Genomic DNA, 18,901 nt, shown 5'->3' with positions numbered 1-18,901 from the left:
ACATATGAGCCATCAACAATTGAAAATTGGCATTATTGGACAAGGACGCAGTGGTCGCGATATCCATGGAAATTTGCTGGCCCAAATTACGGATTACTACAAGATTGTCGCCGTTGCTGATGCCATCCCTGAGCGTCAAGCACTCGCCCGCCAAGAATATGGCTGTGCCGCTTACTCCACGTGGGAGGAAATGGTAGAACGAGAGGAGCTCGATCTGGTTGTTAATGCCTCTGTGAGCCACCATCATTTCTCGATTTCCCTTGCCTTGCTGAATCGGGGATTCCACGTGCTTTGCGAAAAGCCGCTTGCCAAAACTGCCGAAGAAGTGGACCAATTAATAGAAGCTTCTGAGCGAAATGGGAAAATATTGGCTGTCTTTCAACAATCCCGTTACCAGCCAGCCTTTGTGCAAATTCGCAAAGTGATGGAGTCGGGCGTCTTAGGAAGGATTGTGCAGATTAATTTCACGTTGAACAACTTCGCCCGCAGGTGGGATTGGCAAACACTGCAAAGCAACAATGGCGGAAGCTTAATGAATACGGGGCCTCATCCCCTGGATCAAGCGCTGCAATTGTTTGGGACGGACACCATGCCGCTCATCACGTGTATCATGGATCGGGCCAACACTTTCGGAGATGCGGAAGATTATGTGAAGTTGATCATGCGTGGAGCGGGGCGTCCGACGATTGATCTGGAAATCTCTTCGACGTGTGCGTACCCGCGTGAAACCTTTCACATCCAAGGCACGAATGGCGGGTTGAAAGGAACAGGCCAGGAACTGGAATGGAAATACTTTGTTCCGGAGGAAGCGCCGGAGCAGAAGCTTATTAAGGAGCCGCTGGTGAATGCGAACGGTCTGCCTGCTTATTGCAGCGAAACACTGACTTGGCATTCGGACAGCTGGAATCTTGTGCTTGCCGAAGACCGCGATACGATGAGCCATATGACGGAGCAATTGTACCTCATGCTCCATCGGACGCTGACACAAGGGGCTCATCTTGAAATTACACCGCAGCAGGTACGCCAGCAGTTGTTGGTCATCGAAGAGTGTCAAAAACAAAATCCACACATTTATTTGACGTAAATGAACAGCCTCTTAACCGAAACCTCGGTTAAGAGGCTTTTTTTAAAAGGAATGATCGTGGCGTTACCCAGCGGCCTCGCGAGAGATAAGGGAACCTCAATCAGCTATTATAGCAAAAAGTGTGCATATCGCGAGAGGGGGGAACTACAGGTCGCTATTTTGCCGTTTCATGGGAATTTTCAACGTTTTCGTGGAAATAAGACCCTGTATTTCCGCTATAACCCACGCATCCCTACTTTTTGCCTAATTAGCGTCCTCTAGTTCCCTTACAAGGTTTTGCCGCTAAGAGGAGACTGATCTATCAGGGCGGCGTGTTATGTGCGATACTGGCTGCGCTTTTGTTGGGGGCGGCGTTCTTCGGACTTCGCTATCCGCAAGCTGTGCTTGGGGGGGGGGGACGGTTTGGATTGGCCGCATGCAGGTGGGGATTCTCGATGCAGTGGCATTAGTTAGCTATAATTGGGGGCTTGGATTAGCCGATACATCTATCGTTATTGCCGCAACTTCTTTATTTGCAGTGGTTACCTTGCTCTGGGGTGTGGGGAAATAGCCTCACTACGGTCCCTCAGAGGAGACGTTCTCTCCCCTGCTAATATTTGCGAGAAAGAGCAACGAGTCGTCTGACGCCTTCCCGCAATTGGTCCTCATTGACGAAGGAATAGCTTAAACGAATCCAAGAACGCATTTCTCTAAGCGGATCACAGATTAGTCCGGGTACAAAGGAAATCGATTGCCGGATACTTTCGTTCAAGAATTCTTCCATCGGTATGCTCTCGGGCAGCTTTAACCATAGATTAAAACCGCCTTTTGGACTGATCCAAGTCCATCCAGTGCCAGCTAATTCCTGCTCCACAATTTCTTTTCTTATTTGAAGCGCGATACGCAGTTTATCCAAATGTGTTCTTATTCGCTCGGAGTCGAAGTAATGCAAGAAAATTTTCTGGTTAACCAGAGGGGTGCCATTATCAGCCAATGATTTTGCGGTAGTGAGTGGTTTGATGACTGAAGGACGCCCCATGACAGCACAAATACGGAGTCCGGGCGCTACATATTTGCTGAAGCTGCGAAGATACACAACCCAACCATCGGTGTCATAAGAGAAAATAGGCTCAGGAGGCGGCTGGTCAAAATACATTTCGTGAATCGCATCATCTTCAATCAGTAAACAGCGATAACGTTCAGCCAGTTCGACTAATTGCTTGCGTTGAGCAGCGGGAACCGTGAACCCTGTTGGATTATGGAAAGTAGGATTCATATAGAAAATGCGAGGTCGGTACTGTTTCATCAGCATTTCAATGTTGGCCAAATCATAGCCGTCAGGGTGAATATCCACCGAGATGAATCGCGCTCCCTGTTGCCGGAATATGTCAAGCGCTGCGCTGTAGGTGGGTCTTTCTACCAAAATATGATCCATCGACCTGACATAGACCCTGCAGATTAAGTCAATCGCCTGCTGCCCGCCTGTTGTTATCAATAGATCGCTCTCAGTCAATTCAATGCGATGGTGCTGCTTCATATAGCTGCAAAGAAACGCACGAAGTTCCTCATCGCCTTGAGCAGTGGAGTAGGTGCCCATTAATTTCGGATAAATGTCGAAAACTTTCTTCACATATTCAGATAGAAACAGATTGGGCAGCAAATTGGGATCGATCAGCGATTGCGAGAATTGATAGATAACCGGTATCTGCTGAATTTCGGACAAAGCGTTGCTCAAAAAGCCGGAAGAAGGGACAGGGCTTCTGTCAGTCTGCTCGGGCAGGTCAGATTCCATAAAGCCAGGGTGTACATAGTAACCTGATTTCTCTTTGACATACACTTTCTCATGTTCCTTCAGAAGTTGGTAGGCCCGGAAAACCGTTAACCGGTGGATTTGGAGCTCCTGGGCGAGCATTCGAATCGAAGGCAGCTTGTCATGAGCTTTCAACTCTCCGCGCTCGATTCGGGCAACGATATGGGCGTAGGCTTGTTTAAAAAGCAATTTGTTTGTATCTGTCCAAGATTGTGTATGTAGTATCATCACGCGTTCTCCCTTTCTGTTTTTATTATATAGCAAAAGCGAATGATCTGTTCTGTCATCTTGCATCTGTTCTATTCGAGGCCTTGTATAATACAGAGCAAAAGGGGGAGCATCCATGATCATTATTAATTACTTGCTTATATGTCTTATTTTTGGCACGACGTTTTTGGCGATAAAAGTGGGGGTCGACGCCTCGGCGCCACCATTCTTCTCAGCGGGAATCCGCTTCTTTCTGGCAGGTCTTCTATTGTTCCTATGGATGGTGTGGAGGAAGAAAGCCAGCTTTAAACTTCTCCTGCACAAAGAAATGCTGCTTACCGGCATCGGATTGACATTTGGTACATTTGCAACCTTGTATTGGGCGGAGCAATATGTTTCTTCCGGGATCGCTGCCGTATTATCGGCTACAGCACCCATGATGATCTTAGTGCTGCAAATGCTAGTATGGCGTCAAAGAGCGAATGCTAACGCTATTGTCGGTTGTCTTCTTGGGTTTGTTGGCATCATTCTACTCGTGCTTCCGCAGCTAACCGTAACTGCTGATATCATGTGGTTACTAGGTTGTTGCGCTATTATATTGGGGCAAATTTTCTATGGGGGTGGCGCTCTCTATGCGAAAAAAGTCATTCAACAATTCCCGCAAGCATCGCCTATCGCACTTAATGCCGTCCAGATGATCTATGGCGGCTTATTGCTTCTCGCATTGGCTTTATGTACGGAGCATATAGATGTCAGAGGCATGTTAACGCCTCGAGCCATCGGATCGCTTCTATATTTAATCATAATCGGTTCCATGGTGGGGCATAGTCTGTTCTATTGGCTTGTCGCCAAAACGAACCCGATCTTTCCGGCCACATGGCTTTATATTTCGCCAACCATCGCCCTCACATGCGGGGTATTGTTTTATGGAGAAAGGATCACGTGGGTTTCGGCAGTTGGCGTAATCATCATTATAGCTGGAACGATTTATGCCAACTCGGATAATTTAAAGCTGCATTCTCCTGGATGGCGTGTTCTTTTATCCAAAATTCGCAATCCATAAGAAATAAAGCAAGTATTACTATGGTAAGCTATGGTTGTGAAGCCGTGTCGTTCTATTGACAAACAAACAATATTTGGTTAGCATCAGTGTTGTAATACGGACAATTGTCCGTAAAAAAAGTTAGACAAGAGAGAGCACAATAAACAAAGGATGCTCGAATCGGATGGAGGGAATTAGATGTCATCAGAAAAAACGATTGCAGCAGACGCCCCATTTTCTATGCGCAGCATATTAGGGCCGCTGGTCGCAATTGTCGTTGGGATTTTCATGGTCATTTTGGATGGAACAGCGGTAAACGTTGCTCTTCCTAAGCTGCAGGAAGAATTTAATCTCTTGAATTTGTCCTTGGTGCAATGGACCGTGATTGGCTATGCGCTGGCTCAAGCGGCGGTTATTCCATTAGCGGGCTGGCTCTCAGACAGATTTGGCGCCAAGAAAATCTTCTTGATCTCGGTAGGTCTTTTCACAATCGGTTCTGGTTTATGTGCGCTGGCTAATACAGTTGAAATGCTGATTACTTACCGTATCATCCAGGGTCTGGGTGGCGGTGTTGTTGTACCTATTGCCATGGCGTTCATCTATCGCCTGTCGCCACCAGGAAAAGTTGGGGCCGTGATGGGGATGATGGGGATTCCAATTTTGCTGGGACCAGCTCTTGGACCCGTCGTTGCAGGTTGGTTAGTTGAATATCACAGCTGGCAGTGGATCTTTCTGATTAATTTGCCTATCGGTGTCATCGGTATTATCCTTGGCATTCGTACCTTGCCGAATATCCAGCGGCAATCTGTTGCCTCCTTGGATTTACTTGGCATGCTGCTGGGGCCAGTTGCCTTTGCAGCGCTAGTATACGGCGTTTCTAATGGTGGTATTGACCCGATTACTGGGAAATCCACTTGGATGGATGCAGATACCCTGATCGGCTCAGGAATCGGAATTGTGGCGCTCATCTTATTCGTTATTGTGGAATTGAGACGTGAGAATCCGCTTCTCGAGCTGCGCGTTTTTCGCTCAGGGAATTTTACCAAAGGGATCATCGTGCAATGGATCTCTCAAATTGCGATGTTCGGAACGATGTTCCTTGTTCCGCTGTATTTACAACAAGCCCATGGCTATAGTCCATTGAAAACAGGACTTATCATGCTTCCGCAAGCGCTGGCTTCCGGATTATTCATGCCAATTGGCGGTAAATTGTCCGATCGTTTCGGCGCGCGTCCGCTAGTTTTAGCTGGGATGGCTCTTACAACGATTTCAGCCTTGTTACTGTCCAATATTTCCGGCGATTCAGGCGTAGGTGCTGTAATCCTGCCGCTTACCTTGCTAGGAGCTGGAATGGGACTGTTTATGATGCCGCTCAATAACCATTTGATCCAATCGGCGCCGCAGAATTTGGTGGGACGTGTAACGTCTCTCACGAATGCCGCGCAGCAAGTTATGATGTCCTTCGCAATCGCCATTCTAATGACGATCTTCACAACCAAGATGAAGAATCTTATGGTTGAATCAGGTAAACAAAAGCCTGATTTAGATTTGTATGCTTCTTCTTTCGGATATACATTCTTAATTCTGCTTGGCATCGCAGTTCTCGGTGGTCTGCTTGGACTTATGCTTCGCAAGCCTAAGAGAGCAGAGGGCGAGTCCACAGAAGGTGCCGAAATCCCAATTATGGTGGGTCATTAATCAGACATTGTTTTTCAAAGAGGAAAAGCCCGGTTCATGGGGAACCGGGCTTTTTTTTGCCAGCATTGTTAATTATTGATCTTGAGATTTGCTGCTGGAGGATTGATTTTCTTGAAATGCCTCCGCCGCTTCTTCTGCGGAAAATTCCGTATCCTCTTGACCTGGAACAGGTAATTTGTTTAACTCCGTTGATTGCGCTTCTGCCTTCGTTGCCTGATGATCTGAATTGGGCATGTGAACACCTCCTTTAGTAAAATAACAACAAGGAATAGTTTTCCACATTACCAAGTTTTTATTCAGACAACGTTATTCATGACGTTAAATTCTTTTGCAATAAGCAATAATTATCATATCCACAAGAAAGAAAGATATGGTATAATTCTCGCGTATTAAATTCTCTAATAGAGAATCTATCAAGTAACTGTGAAGCGTTAGACCTATACATATAACCAATTAACACGATCTGGGCTTACAACCATAAACCGTTGTAAGTCTATTTTATTGCAAGTGAAGGGGCTACAGACTGTGAATAATAAGACAGTAATTACAGGTTTTGGACTCAAACTACCTAAAATCCAAAACGTTGAGCAATTCGAAAAAGTGCTTAGAAATGGTACTAATACACAATCGATTGTCACTGGAATAGGCCCCAAAAAAGAAAGTATGGTTTGTGGAATTATTGAAGATGAACTGGAAGAAGCCAAGGAAAAAAAACTGCGAGGATATCCAAGAGCGGCGCTGCTTGGTATCGCTGCGACCAAAGAGGCAGTTGAACATGCAAGAATCGCGAGTCCTAAAGCTAGAGTAGCCGTTATTATGGGGACTTCGACCGCGAGTCTTCCTGAAGTTGAACAAGGTTCTTATCTGTATAGAAATAATCAATACAATAAAATAAGTGCTTTCAATGCAGGAATGACCAACATCCATAGTCTTTCTTCGGGGATAGCCAATTATTTTGGCGTGGGGGATGGCAATCTTGTATTTACATTAACCAACGGCTGTGCGTCGGGGTCAGATGCGATATTTTTAGGGAAAACTTTATTAGAAAATGGTATTGTTGATATATGCATTGTCGGCGCAGCTGAGACACCTATTTGTGATTCAGCCATTGCAAGTTTTGCCAAGCAGCGAGCAATTAAATTCAATGCCAATATCGGAGAAACAGGCAATCCATTTTCCAAAAATAGTAATTCATTTGTCATTTCGGAAGGGGCTGCGGTTATTGTTTTGGAAACGGAGCAGCATGCAGACCAACAAAGCAAAACCAAGTATGGCTATATTACAGGCGCAGCGGCGAATAATGACGGTGTAAATATTCATCAAATGGACGAAGATGGGGAGCGATTATACCAAACCTTGGATCAGGCTGTGGGAACTAAAATCATTTCCTATACAAGCAGTTTAGCACTGGGACTGAATTTGCAAGATGCCAATGAAGCCAAAAATCATCTCAAAAAGCTGGGAACTTCTGCGCCAATCACATCTATAAAAGGGATGATCGGTCATGCTTTCGCTGTCTCAGGGGTTGTGCAGCTAATTTCATCTTTATTAAGTTTAAGAGATCAGTTTATTCCTGCAACAACAAATAGTGATTTCATCGGGTATGAGCACCTGAACATTGTCAAAGAGACTACATTTTGTGACGTTCAAAATATCGCAATTACTTCTCATGGCTACGGCGGAAATAATAATACAATTGTGGTATCGAAAGTAGGTTAAGGTATGAATTTTATCCTTATGGCAGCAATGTCCTTGGTACCGCTGTTCTTGGGAATGTCCTGTAAATTGCTGTTTAAAACAAAATTAACAAACGCCATGTTAGTATTCATGATTTTTGTGAGTTTATGGCAATTGGATGTCAGTGTTTTATATAGTGTCGACATACTAAATAAAGATGTCATATTTTTTCTTTTTAAACTTTTTCGAATAGGTTCAATTATGCTTCCTCCGGCTTTTTTATATGTGGGATATGTCATACTGAAATATCTGAGCAAAGAAGAAGCGAAATGGATGAACTGGATTATTAATAAATATACCCTATTCGCTTATGCAACTTGGTCTTTACTCATTTATTTGATTAATTGGACCGATCACGGTCTATTAGGCTTAAAGAATATTGAAGGTTTTGGCAGCACGGTTACCGTTCTCTACCCAGTTTACGGAGACTTGAGTTCCTTATTTGTCAACCACATCAAACTACTGATTGTCAGTATTCTATTAACCTTGATTTCGAGCAGAAAAGTGACGGATAAATATGTGAAAAATTTCCTGACTTTATTCAGTCTAACGTTCCTATTGACGTATATGATTGGCGTATTAAATCTACAAGCAGGAACATTTATTTATTCAAGTCAAATTGCTGTGATGATTTTCTCCATTTTTATCTTCTTTATTTTTGTGCATTTGAGCACCAAGATGATTAGAGAAACGACCCAGATACTAAAAAGGAAAGAAAAAGAAGAACAAGTTGAAATAACGACCTCGGGGTTAATTCATGAGATCAGTAATCCTTTGACGATAATGAAAGGGTATTCAGATCTTTTGTCACGGAATGAGCAGTTGGATGTTCAGGCCAAAGGAATGGTTAGTCAAATTAAAATAGCCGGTACCCATATGAACAGTATCATCAAAAATTATAATCAATTCATTAAAAGTGGTAAGATTAATCCAGAAGATGCCGATGTCATGGAAATTATTAAAGAATCGCTTGTATTAACGTCTATTAAAATTAAAGAAAAGAACGTATTCATTGATGTGAATGAACAAAAAAGTCGGATTGTGAAAATAGATAAAGATAAAATGAGACAAGTGTTCATTAATCTAATCAACAACAGCATAGAAGCAATGGATGAAAAAGAGCAGAAAACAATCAAAATTACGATCTATGCCAGCAACAATGCCATGAATATTGTGTTTACAGATACGGGATCAGGAATCCCTAAGAATGAATGGGATCGAATATTTGCGCCCTTCCATACAACCAAAGAAGCAGGTATGGGCTTGGGATTGTCCATTTCTCAGCGTATTCTTAATTCTCACGGCGGATATATTGAAATCGTAAAGAGTGATGAAAAGGGAACTGAAATTAAAGTCACGATACCTTTGATCGACTACGAACAAATCATGGATGTAGCCAGATAGTTGACTCGAGTTGAATAGGGTGTAAAGAGCTTGGAATCCGTTTCGACACCGGATTCCTTTTTGTTATGTTTATCTAACTCAGCAAGTTTAGGTTTCCTTCTTCTAGGGAAGGGAGAACAAATTTATGATCGATAGGCGACGACATGACGATTAGAATCGTATAGGTTCCGTATTTATCACATTGATTTCCGAACTCCTCAAGAGATCGCGTAGAGTCGGATATGACTTTCAATAAGTAGTTGTGTTCCCCGCTAATCCGGTAACATTCGACAACATCGGGAGACGAGCGGCAGAATTCAAGGAAAGCAGTACAATTTCTTGAATGAAAAAGTATATAGGCTGAAGCGTGTTTTCCTATTTTTTCAGGGGAGACAATCGTGCGGTATTCGCTGATGATCCCTTTTTCCTCCATGCGTCGAACTCGTTCTGTTACTGCGGGTTGTGATAAAGCGACACACTTTCCTAGTTCCGTCATAGAAATTCTCGCTTGATTTTGAAGGTGAAAAAGGATTTGTTTGTCAATCTGGTCCATCACATTCGACTCCTTTAAATTTAAGGTTTTCCTTGCAAACTACCTTGTCTTTCATCGTTAAACCGTATATTTCAATTCATTTCTTTATGTAATGAGTATAACTAATTTTATATAATAAACTTACAATAGTAAAGTGATTATCACTTTAACTATCCCGAAAGGATGAAGTATATGAGTAAGTTATATTCAAACCGAATGAATTCAGAATTTCCACCAGGTCGCATTGACGAGGTAATCGATCAAACGCTTGCTGACAAGCGGTTGGTCGGCGCTGTCATTCAAATAGCGTTAGACGGGGTACTGGTTTATAGCCGAGCTGCTGGTTATGCCGATCGAGAGATGAACCGGCTCATGCAAGAAGATGCGTTATTCCGACTTGCCTCGGTTACGAAGCCTATCGTTTCAACGGCGGCCCTGGTTCTAGTTGCGCAAGGTCGCTTACAGTTGGACGACCGCGTTGATCGTTGGCTTCCAGCGTTTCAGCCACTTTTGCCGAACGGCGAATCTGCGATTATGACAATTCGCCACTTAATGACGCACACCGCCGGTCTGACTTACCGATTTTTTCAAGAAGAGAATGGTCCTTATGAGCGAGCTGGCGTATCGGATGGAATGGACAATTCTGGAGTTACCCTGGACGAGAACCTGCGTCGTATAGCCTCTGTACCGCTTCTCTATACACCAGGAACCGAGTGGAAATATTCCATTGCGACAGATGTGCTGGGAGCGGTAATAGCCAAAGTTGCAGAGACATCGCTCAGCGAGGCTATACACTCGCTGGTGACAAAGCCGCTTGGCTTGAGCGACACTAGTTTTCTCGCAGTTGACCCAGAACGGCTTACCAGAGCGTACACCAATGATGTGCCAGAGCCGCGGATTATAGATGACCCAGATAGAGTCGCTTTCTTGGAGAACACGGCGGGCTTCACGCTTGCTCCTGGCCGGGCAATTGACAGATCTGCCTACCCTTCTGGTGGAGCGGGCATGGTCGGCAGCGCCGGAGATTTCTTGCTACTGTTGGAAACATTGCGCAAGGGCGGAGCCCCTCTGCTGCCTGAGTATCTGGTTAGCGAACTAGCAACCAACCAGATCGGTGATCTGCCAATGGCCTTTTGGCCGGGCCGAGGTTTCGGGCTAGGCATTACGGTGCTCAAGGATCCAGTCGCTGCTGACACTCGGGAATCCCCGGGTACATGGCGCATGGGGGGGACCTATGGCCATTCGTGGTTCGTCGATCCTAAGCAGCGGCTCAGCGTAGTGGCGTTCACCAACACGGCACTGGAAGGAATGTCAGGTCAGTTTACTGTTGACCTTTGTGAAGCTGTTTATGACAGCATAAAAAACTAAAGAGGTGTTTCTGAAATGAGCTCACATACAGCTTCTGCCACACAGAGTATCTCCAACAGCAGCTCTTCAGGCCGTCTTCCATGGGCTGGGTTGCTCGCCCTTGCAATGACAGGGTTTATCTGTATTCTAACCGAAACGATTCCATCCGGCTTATTGCTCCAGATAGGTGAAGGGCTTGGAGTCTCGGAGGCACTTGCAGGTCAACTAGTCACCCTGTATGCCCTTGGTTCGCTAGTGGCTGCAATTCCACTGACCACTGCGACGCGCGGGTGGCGTCGTCGTCCGCTGCTTCTCATGTGCATCGTTGGTTTTCTCGTATTCAACACGATCACCACACTTTCTGCCAACTATACACTGACGCTCGCAGCCCGTTTCTTCGCGGGCGTCTCCGCTGGTATCCTATGGGGAATGATAGCAGGCTATGCCCGGCGTATGGTACCGGAGTCGCTTAAAGGACGAGCGATGGCATTGGCAATGGTCGGCACGCCGCTAGCCTTGGCGCTTGGTGTTCCTGCTGGAACACTTCTTGGTTCCGTTATTGGCTGGCGCCTTGTCTTAGGGTTGATGTCACTGCTGTCTCTTCTATTGATTGCCTGGGTGCTGTGGAAGCTGCCGGATTATCCCGGAGAGGCCGCAAACAAACGGCTCCCTCTCCGAAGGGTTTTCGTTATCCCAGGAGTTCGACCGGTACTGTTTGTCGTTCTGACTTGGGTGCTGGCACACAACATCTTATACACCTATATTGCGCCGTATCTTGTCCAGGCTGGGTTTAATCAACGTGTGGACTTGGTCTTGCTTATTTTTGGCGTTACAGCGTTTGCGGGTATTTGGGTTATCGGGGTTTGGATCGACCGCAGCCTGCGGCCATTGGTTTTGATCAGCCTCGCGGCATTTTCCTTGGCGTCCTTCCTATTAGCAATTGGCAGCAGTCAGCCACTTGTCATCTATCTCGTGGTTACTGTCTGGGGGCTGACGTTCGGGGGCGCAGCGACTTTGCTGCAGACAGCAGTAGCCGAAGCTGCTGGGGAGAGTGCAGATGTGGCCCAATCTATGCTGGTAACAGCGTGGAACCTTGCCATTGGCGGCGGGGGAGTGATAGGCGGTATACTTATCGAAACACTTGGCGTCGGTTCTTTCCCATGGGTATTGTTTATTCTACTACTCCTTGCGCTGCTAGCAGCGTTGCGTGCTAGAGATCACGGATTTCCCGGAAAAAAGGAATAACGTCTAAATGGTAATGGAAAATTTCACTTGGGAGCGCTGCGTAGTTTGAGATAATGGATTATGTTAAAATGGTCAAAAAGGCTAAGGATGGATGCAATGCATAGCAGTTCGCAAATCATGGGAATTCCAGTACCCAAAATAACAATGCAAAATACCGTCGATTTAATTGATCAAGTCATTACGGTGAAGCAAGCGGAGCTTTTTCATGTGGTAACCCTTAATCCGGAAATCACGATGTCCTGTCAACATGACACACGTCTGCGAGCCGTCATCGACGAGGCAGGCCACTTAACGGCAGATGGTGCGGGGATTGTGATGGTCTCCCGACTGAAAGGTAATCCGCTTCCTGAACGTGTGACAGGGTGTGATCTTCTCATCCATTTATTGGAGCGGGGAACCCAAAGGAATTGGTCCGTTTATCTATTGGGCGCGGATGAGCGAACGAGTGAAAAGGCGCAGGAAGTGATCAGCAAGAAATACCCCAACGTATCCGTTGTGGGCAGGCAGCATGGCTTTTTTGAGCAAAAGGATGAGCCGCGCATTGTTGCTGAAATTGCCGCCTTAAGTCCAGATATTCTAGTCGTTGCGCTTGGAGCTCCGAAAGCTGAATTCTGGATTCACAAATATAAAAATACACTGAATGCGAAGGTTGCTATGGGAGTTGGGGGAAGTCTGGATGTCATTGCGGGGACTGTAAAAAGAGCACCCGCTATTTGGCAGAAGTTAAACATAGAATGGCTGTATCGATTAATCAATCAACCTTCTAGATGGCGAAGACAATTAATTCTGCCCCGCTTCGCAGTGCGAGCCTTATTGTTCAAAGAGCGAAAACTCGAATAGAAGACTCAGGAGTGAAGCATGAACAAACGAATATTGCAGGAAGCCGATGCGAAGTTGTACCAAGAAGTACGCTTGAGCTCGCTGACCACGAATGGGCAATACGCAGATGAACATTTAATGGCGCTAATGCTGTAAAACAAAAGAGGCTGTCTCCGAAGGTTGAAAACCTAGGGAGCAGCCTCTTTTGTTTTGGCGATAAAACCTACCTCTAAACGCGCTCGCTCATCTTTGAATGGCCTCGATTGAGGTTTTCTCAAAATATAAGAGTTTATATGTTTTGGAGTGAACGCGGAGTTACTCCAGCTGCCCTGTGCGAACAGTGGGAGGGAACTACAGTCCGCTATTCTAGCCAAAAGTACCCATATCGCGGGGGTGAGGGAACTACAGTCCGTTATTTTGCTGTTATATGGGGATTTTCAACGTTTTCGTGGAAATAAGACCCTGTAGTTCCGCTATTACCCACGCATCCCTACTTTTTGCCTAATTAGCGTCCTCTAGTTCCCTTACAAGGTTTTGCCGCTAAGAAAAGACTGATCTATCAGGGCGGAGAAGCCGTTTTTCTTTATACTTCGTTCTAGTAAGCTAAAGCGAACAGACCATGAATGTGGGACAAGTAGCGAACGTTACTTGCTTCTTTCATAAGCGAAGCCGGTAAGCCTTTGAGCTTCGTGTTGTTTCCGCCGATTGTACCAATGCCGTCTTTACGGCCTAAGCTGCCCAATGTTCCAGAGAATACAGGAACGAACTTATCCATGACGCCGCCTTTAATTTGAACCGCAAGGTTGTAGCCAATCGTTTCACCCATCTGCCAAGCCAATTGTGCGGTTGGCGGATAAGGTCTTTCACTGCCTTCAGGGAATACTACCGCGCAGTCGCCTGCTAGGAAGATATCGGAATGGGAAGTTGATTGCAGGGTGGATGTAACCGTTGCACGGCCACGATCTTCTGCGATTCCACAGCTTCCAACGACTTGATTGCCTTTTACGCCGCCAGTCCAAATGATCGTGTTGGACTCGATGGTTTGACCGCTCTTCAGAGCAACCGTAGTTTTGGTAGCTTCTGTAATCGCTACGCCTGTCAAGAAAGTAACACCGCGCTTCTCAAGGCTCGTTACCGCGCGCTCAATCAAGACTGGAGGGAATACAGGAAGGATGGCTGGGCCAGCTTCTACACAGTAGATGGAAACATCGCTGAAATCGATGCCTTTGCTGCGGCAAACTTCAGGAAGCTTATCAGCGAATTCGCCTACAAGCTCAACGCCCGTTAGACCGCCGCCGCCAACAACGATCGTTGCATCTGCTTTGTTGCCGGAAGCCTTGTAAGCGTCCAGACGAGCTTCAACATGCTCACGAATGCGGTTAGCATCTGCCGCGGATTTGAGGATCATGCTGTTCTCTTCGAGACCTGGGATACCGAAGTAGTTGGTTTCGCTGCCCAGAGCAACAACGAGCGTATCGTACTTGTGAACAGCGCCGCTGCTTGTAAGTACTTGTTTGTCATTAGGTTTGATTTCTTTGATTGTGTCGACAACAACATTGACATCTTTGTCGCCAAGCAATTTTTGAAGAGGAAGCGCAACCGCTTGTTCTTTGATTGTGCCACCCGCCAAGCGGTGCAATTCAGTAATAATTTGGTGTGTTGAATAACGGTTGATGATCGTTATGTTGGCTTCTCCAGCCGTCAAATGTTTACGTGCCGTCAAAGCGGTAAGCAGACCGCCATAACCGCCGCCAAGAATAAGTATTTGTTTAGCCATCATTATCCATCCCTTACCCGTATTAGTTTTTGCGTTCGGAGAGCACGTTCAAGAATGCTTGAGCAAAACGAAGAGTCTTCTGCACTTCAGGATCTTTCAACATTTTTAGCATACCAAAAAGACCGATTGTTGTTCCTGCTTCAGCTTGTGAACGTTCACCAGCTTCAATCGCTGCCGATGCGATGTCTTTCGCTTTGTCCTGAACAGGTTTGATGAATTCACCAAGACCTTGAGCAAAATCATTAATCAATACTTTGTCAGTAGCTACGCTTTGTGCGAAATCGTAGGCTTTTGTTAACACGCTCATCATTTCTACCATTTTGGGCAGGTTATCCACCAGCACTGTCAAAGATTGCTGCACCTCAGGCTTTAGCAATTGGTCGAGTACGTCTAATGATTTGGGTTCAGCAGCAAGTGTTGCTGCTACTTCTTGAACAGCAGATGTCTGTGACATATGAAAAATCCTCCTTTGCGGGTTAAAATAATCGGGTACTGTCACAATGTGTAAAAGCCGATACGATCTTTTACAATCGTTGTAACATTTTTCACATAGTAAAATGTTCATCAACATCGACACAATTGGATTTAAACCGTATCTAGATATTCTACACCTTTTGACAAAAAATTTAAAAAGAAAATATTGCAAATTCGTGAACATGAAACTAATATTTGTTTGTACGCTAATCTGAGATGTAAATAGGGTGTTAAAAGATAGCGAGTAGGAGATGTTATCAATAGGAGGGAAGTCCATTTGGAAGTATTTATTATTATTCTTATGCTGCTCGTTCTAATCGGAGTGTCCAATGTCGTACATCGCTTCGTGCCCTTCATACCTATTCCACTGATCCAGATTGCGCTGGGCGCCTCTCTGGTGATGGTACCTCTCGGTATTCACTTGCATTTGGAGCCAGAATTGTTTTTCATCTTATTCATCGCTCCGCTTCTGTACAATGATGGCAAACATACGCCGCGGGATGAACTGTGGAGATTGCGAGCTCCTATATTGCTGTTGGCTGTGGGCTTGGTTTTCATTACTGTGCTCGTCGTTGGGTACAGTGTCCACTGGATGATACCTTCGATCCCGCTCGCGGCTGCTTTCGGATTAGCCGCTATCCTGTCTCCGACGGATGCAGTAGCAGTCGGTTCCTTGGCTGGCCGTATCCATTTGCCGCGCAGCTTGAAACGGCTGCTCGAAGGGGAAGCTCTGATGAACGATGCTTCGGGTTTAGTTGCCTTTAAGTTCGCCATTGCGGCGGCGGTCACAGGTGTTTTTTCCTTTCCCAAGGCAAGTTTAAGCTTCTTCGTTATTTCTATCGGTGGTTTGATTATAGGAGCCTTGGTTGCATTCCTCATCATCGGTCTAAGACAGCTGCTGCGCCGGGCAGGTCTTGAGGATGAAACGATGCATATGCTGCTGCAAATTCTGACGCCATTCCTGCTCTATTTGATTGCTGAGGAGCTAGGGGTGTCGGGGATTCTCGCCGCGGTAGCAGGCGGATTGGTACATGCCATCGAGAATGAACGCATGGCGTTTACGATGCCCAATCTCAAAAACGTCTCCAATCCGACATGGTCGGTCATTTTGTTTGTTCTGAATGGATTGGTGTTCGTCCTTCTCGGGCTGCAGATCCCAGGCGTATCCAACACAATCCTCATTGACCCGACCTTCAATAATTACAGAGTTATCGGTTATGCCATTCTTATTTATGCGATGTTACTGGTTCTTCGGTTTGGCTGGACGTTCCTATTCTCTAGAGGAGGACGTTGGTTTGGGAACCAAAGCAAGGAAGTGCCTAGTCTGCGAATTCTGATGCTAACCGCCATATCGGGCGTACGTGGCGCAGTCACCTTGGCCGGTGCCTTTTCGATTCCGCTATTGCTGCAAAATGGCGAGCCGTTTCCGCAAAGAGATCTCATCCTATTCCTGGCGTCATCCGTTATTCTGTTATCTTTGCTGACAGCCAGCATCGTGCTGCCGCTACTGGCGAAGAAGAAAAGTACGGCCGATGATGCGGAGAAGGAACGCATCGAGCGAGAGTGGCAGATCGAGGTTATGACTGCCGCTGTGAAGGCTCTTCAGGGGTCGAGCAATGAGAAGAATGAGTTCGCGGTTACTACGGTGATCAGCGATTACAAGATTATGATGCAGCAGCTCGGTCAAAAGGACAGCAAAGTAAAACGCCTGCCGCGATACCAGCAGGAACAAGCAGGCATGCGTCTCATGGCGCTAGGGATTGAACGCAAATATGTGAACGATCAACTGGAAAGCGGTCAGGTGAGTCGTGATCAGGCGAATTATTATTTGCAAATGCTGGAGCAAGTAGAACTTATTTTGGCCAACAAGCTGGATCTGGGTAAAGCTATTATGAAGACCCTATGGCGGCGTCTCAAAATGCTGCTAATCATACGCAAGCCAAGCATAGCCAATGGTTTCATTGAGCCGGACATGGCAGCGCTGCGCACGCTCAAAATGCAATGCAGCCAAGCCGTCGTTGATGAGTTCTCCAGACGCTGTACCATTCAAAGCGATGAAGCCACCGAAGGCGTGCTGGACTATTATCAGCAGATGCTCGAAAGGCTTCGCAGATTCACAATGGGGTCGCGGCGCAAAGACAGGTCCTTCGAGGACTGCCGGCGCGAGCTTCACTGGATTGCGATTCAGGCGGAGCGCGATGCGGTGCAGGTATTCTTCGAGCGCGGAGATATCACACGTGATTTGGCCGCCTTGCTTCGCCGAGTGATCCGCAACAGAGAAGCGTCGCTCTATGAACTTGAGGAAATTGGTTGATCGGATTGAATCAAGGAGCCGTCTGAACCATTGCGAACATGGGGAGGAGGGCTCTTTACTTTGAAGATCCGCGGCGAGAAGCGGTATAACCTGGCTGCGAAGCAGCCAATCAAGCTGCCGAATACGTTTAGAATAAGATCATCGACATCAAAACTTCCGATAGCGAAAACAACCTGCAAGATTTCCAAGCTCAAACTTAGGGCCAAAGCGCGCATAAACACGCCAAGGAATGAAATTCTTTGCTTTTTGGCTAGGTAAACCAGGAAAATACCATAAGGAATGAATAAGGCAATGTTCCCATACAAATTGATTATGTTATGGCTGGAGACCATCTGCACATTACTCGATATGGATTGAAATGGAGTGAAATTTGCTCTGTGCAAACGCTCCTTGATAAAAGAAAGATCACCCAAATTCCTTTGAAGCTGATGCCATAAAAAGTTGAAATCAATCGCTTGGAATTTAAATAAAATAATTTTAAAAACCGCATAGAGATATAAGGCAAATATTGCAGGCGCGATAACATCATCTTTTAATTGGTGGCGTTTCATTTGGTTACCTCGCCAGACACCGTAACGATAACGCCGTCGATATTATTGCCTGACAGCTCATAATGACGGTTCTTCGGCACTCCAATAGTTGTATTTTTGGAAATAGGATAATAAGTTATCGTATAGGACTTGCCGGAAATCTTCGCTGAATACGTCTTCTGTTCCTTGAGGAAGTCCAGATATTGTTCCAAAGTTAAATTCTTTTGCTGCATGATCATACTGTGCGGCAGACCCACATAACGAAAGTGCCATGGCTCATACTGAATGCCAGTGATATCTGTTTTATCTTTGGGATACCGCAAAATGAATCCATAGATGCCCGCATTTTTTTTTAACCATTTCCCTTCAGGGGCTTGATTCATCTCCATCTGCGTAGAGCCAATATCAAGCGCTAGTCCCAGGTTGTGTTCGCTGTATCCCGCTGGAAGTGCATAATCAGCCCCCATTTCTTTATAAAGCTGACTCTGCTCTTTATTGTCACGATAACCGCTATTGATGATAAAATGGTTAATCCCATCTTTGTCTGCGGCCGCGAGCATCGTGGAAAAGGCTTGTACAACATTCTGCGACAAGCGAATCGAACTATCCAGCAATCCGAACCCTTTGATCAATTCTTTATGCTGAAATAAGTTGACCACATCGGATTTCATCCCCGCCGGGTGTACGGGATACTCTTTATTAATCAACACCAGATTTCCTTGATAGATTTGGTCTTTGCCTACTTTTATCGGTAGATCGTCCTTTTGGGGAGTCGCTTCATTCGTCTGAACATTTGCTACTTCAATAGGATTATTATTGACTTCATCTGGCTGTTGATAAAAGGTTTCAAAACCAAGCAATAGAACAATAACAAGCCAAAATACCCACTTCTTCATTTCGTTGTTTCCTCCTTCACCTTGCTT

The 18,901-nt window shown here is 45.7% G+C and carries 17 protein-coding genes; 10 read left to right on the top strand and 7 right to left on the bottom strand.

The genetic code is table 11. The annotated features are described in order from the left end of the window. The first annotated feature begins 4 nt into the window (after positions 1-4). Positions 5-1,084: a Gfo/Idh/MocA family protein gene (locus tag IEY34_RS19265; protein WP_189014146.1), complete on the top strand. Its 1,080-nt coding sequence runs from the start codon at positions 5-7 to the stop codon at positions 1,082-1,084. Between the two features lie 316 nt (positions 1,085-1,400). Next, positions 1,401-1,634 carry a hypothetical protein gene (locus tag IEY34_RS19260; RefSeq protein ID WP_189014144.1) on the top strand — a complete coding sequence of 78 codons (234 nt, stop codon included), beginning with the start codon at positions 1,401-1,403 and terminating at the stop codon, positions 1,632-1,634. A gap of 39 nt (positions 1,635-1,673) precedes the next feature. On the opposite strand, the gene IEY34_RS19255 is transcribed toward IEY34_RS19260, so the two are convergent. Further along, positions 1,674-3,101 carry an aminotransferase-like domain-containing protein gene (locus IEY34_RS19255; protein WP_189014143.1) on the bottom strand — a complete coding sequence of 476 codons (1,428 nt, stop codon included), beginning with the start codon at positions 3,099-3,101 and terminating at the stop codon, positions 1,674-1,676. Positions 3,102-3,216: 115 nt separating this feature from the next. On the opposite strand from IEY34_RS19255, the gene IEY34_RS19250 reads away from it, so the two are divergent. Further along, entirely contained in the window at positions 3,217-4,143 is a 927-nt protein-coding gene (locus IEY34_RS19250) for a DMT family transporter (RefSeq protein WP_189014141.1), read from the top strand. A 177-nt stretch (positions 4,144-4,320) separates the two neighbouring features. Then, positions 4,321-5,820 carry an MDR family MFS transporter gene (locus tag IEY34_RS19245; RefSeq protein WP_189014139.1) on the top strand — a complete coding sequence of 500 codons (1,500 nt, stop codon included), beginning with the start codon at positions 4,321-4,323 and terminating at the stop codon, positions 5,818-5,820. 72 nt (positions 5,821-5,892) lie between these two features. Here IEY34_RS19245 and IEY34_RS19240 read toward each other — a convergent pair whose 3' ends face one another. Continuing rightward, complete coding sequence (locus IEY34_RS19240) at positions 5,893-6,054, bottom strand: hypothetical protein (RefSeq protein ID WP_189014137.1); 162 nt, start codon at positions 6,052-6,054, stop codon at positions 5,893-5,895. A gap of 291 nt (positions 6,055-6,345) precedes the next feature. Between IEY34_RS19240 and IEY34_RS19235 the strand changes: the two genes are divergently transcribed. Both IEY34_RS19235 and IEY34_RS19230 read left to right on the top strand, forming a co-directional pair. Next, positions 6,346-7,539: a beta-ketoacyl-[acyl-carrier-protein] synthase family protein gene (locus tag IEY34_RS19235; protein WP_189014135.1), complete on the top strand. Its 1,194-nt coding sequence runs from the start codon at positions 6,346-6,348 to the stop codon at positions 7,537-7,539. 291 nt (positions 7,540-7,830) lie between these two features. Continuing rightward, positions 7,831-8,961 (top strand): sensor histidine kinase, encoded by a 1,131-nt coding sequence (locus tag IEY34_RS19230; RefSeq protein WP_189014134.1) that lies wholly within the window; start codon positions 7,831-7,833, stop codon positions 8,959-8,961. A gap of 73 nt (positions 8,962-9,034) precedes the next feature. On the opposite strand, the gene IEY34_RS19225 is transcribed toward IEY34_RS19230, so the two are convergent. Beyond that, positions 9,035-9,493 carry an Lrp/AsnC family transcriptional regulator gene (locus IEY34_RS19225; RefSeq protein WP_189014132.1) on the bottom strand — a complete coding sequence of 153 codons (459 nt, stop codon included), beginning with the start codon at positions 9,491-9,493 and terminating at the stop codon, positions 9,035-9,037. A gap of 171 nt (positions 9,494-9,664) precedes the next feature. Between IEY34_RS19225 and IEY34_RS19220 the strand changes: the two genes are divergently transcribed. The 3 genes from IEY34_RS19220 (at position 9,665) to IEY34_RS19210 (ending at position 12,904) form a co-directional block, all read left to right on the top strand. After that, positions 9,665-10,840, top strand: coding sequence for a serine hydrolase domain-containing protein (locus IEY34_RS19220; RefSeq protein WP_373291284.1), 1,176 nt, complete (start codon positions 9,665-9,667; stop codon positions 10,838-10,840). A gap of 15 nt (positions 10,841-10,855) precedes the next feature. Next, positions 10,856-12,064 carry an MFS transporter gene (locus IEY34_RS19215; protein ID WP_189014128.1) on the top strand — a complete coding sequence of 403 codons (1,209 nt, stop codon included), beginning with the start codon at positions 10,856-10,858 and terminating at the stop codon, positions 12,062-12,064. A gap of 96 nt (positions 12,065-12,160) precedes the next feature. Next, positions 12,161-12,904 carry a WecB/TagA/CpsF family glycosyltransferase gene (locus IEY34_RS19210; protein WP_189014126.1) on the top strand — a complete coding sequence of 248 codons (744 nt, stop codon included), beginning with the start codon at positions 12,161-12,163 and terminating at the stop codon, positions 12,902-12,904. 574 nt (positions 12,905-13,478) lie between these two features. Here the strand turns inward: IEY34_RS19210 and IEY34_RS19205 are convergent. After that, positions 13,479-14,660 carry an NAD(P)/FAD-dependent oxidoreductase gene (locus IEY34_RS19205; protein WP_189014124.1) on the bottom strand — a complete coding sequence of 394 codons (1,182 nt, stop codon included), beginning with the start codon at positions 14,658-14,660 and terminating at the stop codon, positions 13,479-13,481. A gap of 22 nt (positions 14,661-14,682) precedes the next feature. Continuing rightward, a complete protein-coding gene (locus IEY34_RS19200) occupies positions 14,683-15,114 on the bottom strand; it encodes a helical membrane plugin domain-containing protein (protein ID WP_189014122.1) in 432 nt (143 codons plus the stop codon). Between the two features lie 297 nt (positions 15,115-15,411). On the opposite strand from IEY34_RS19200, the gene IEY34_RS19195 reads away from it, so the two are divergent. After that, complete coding sequence (locus IEY34_RS19195) at positions 15,412-17,448, top strand: Na+/H+ antiporter (protein WP_189014120.1); 2,037 nt, start codon at positions 15,412-15,414, stop codon at positions 17,446-17,448. On the opposite strand, the gene IEY34_RS19190 is transcribed toward IEY34_RS19195, so the two are convergent. Beyond that, complete coding sequence (locus IEY34_RS19190; protein ID WP_189014119.1) at positions 17,424-17,999, bottom strand: VanZ family protein; 576 nt, start codon at positions 17,997-17,999, stop codon at positions 17,424-17,426. The genes IEY34_RS19195 and IEY34_RS19190 overlap by 25 nt on opposite strands. Beyond that, positions 17,996-18,874, bottom strand: a complete 879-nt coding sequence (locus IEY34_RS19185) for a M15 family metallopeptidase (RefSeq protein WP_189014117.1) — start codon at positions 18,872-18,874, stop codon at positions 17,996-17,998. Before IEY34_RS19185 ends, IEY34_RS19190 begins: the two co-directional genes overlap by 4 nt. Positions 18,875-18,901: the final 27 nt, after the last annotated feature.

It is taken from the genome of Paenibacillus marchantiophytorum (assembly GCF_014640555.1).
Taxonomy (GTDB): Bacteria; Bacillota; Bacilli; order Paenibacillales; family NBRC-103111; genus Paenibacillus_E; species Paenibacillus_E marchantiophytorum.
Note: the sequence above shows the minus strand (reverse complement) of the source record. Positions and strands in the feature narration are given on the sequence as shown.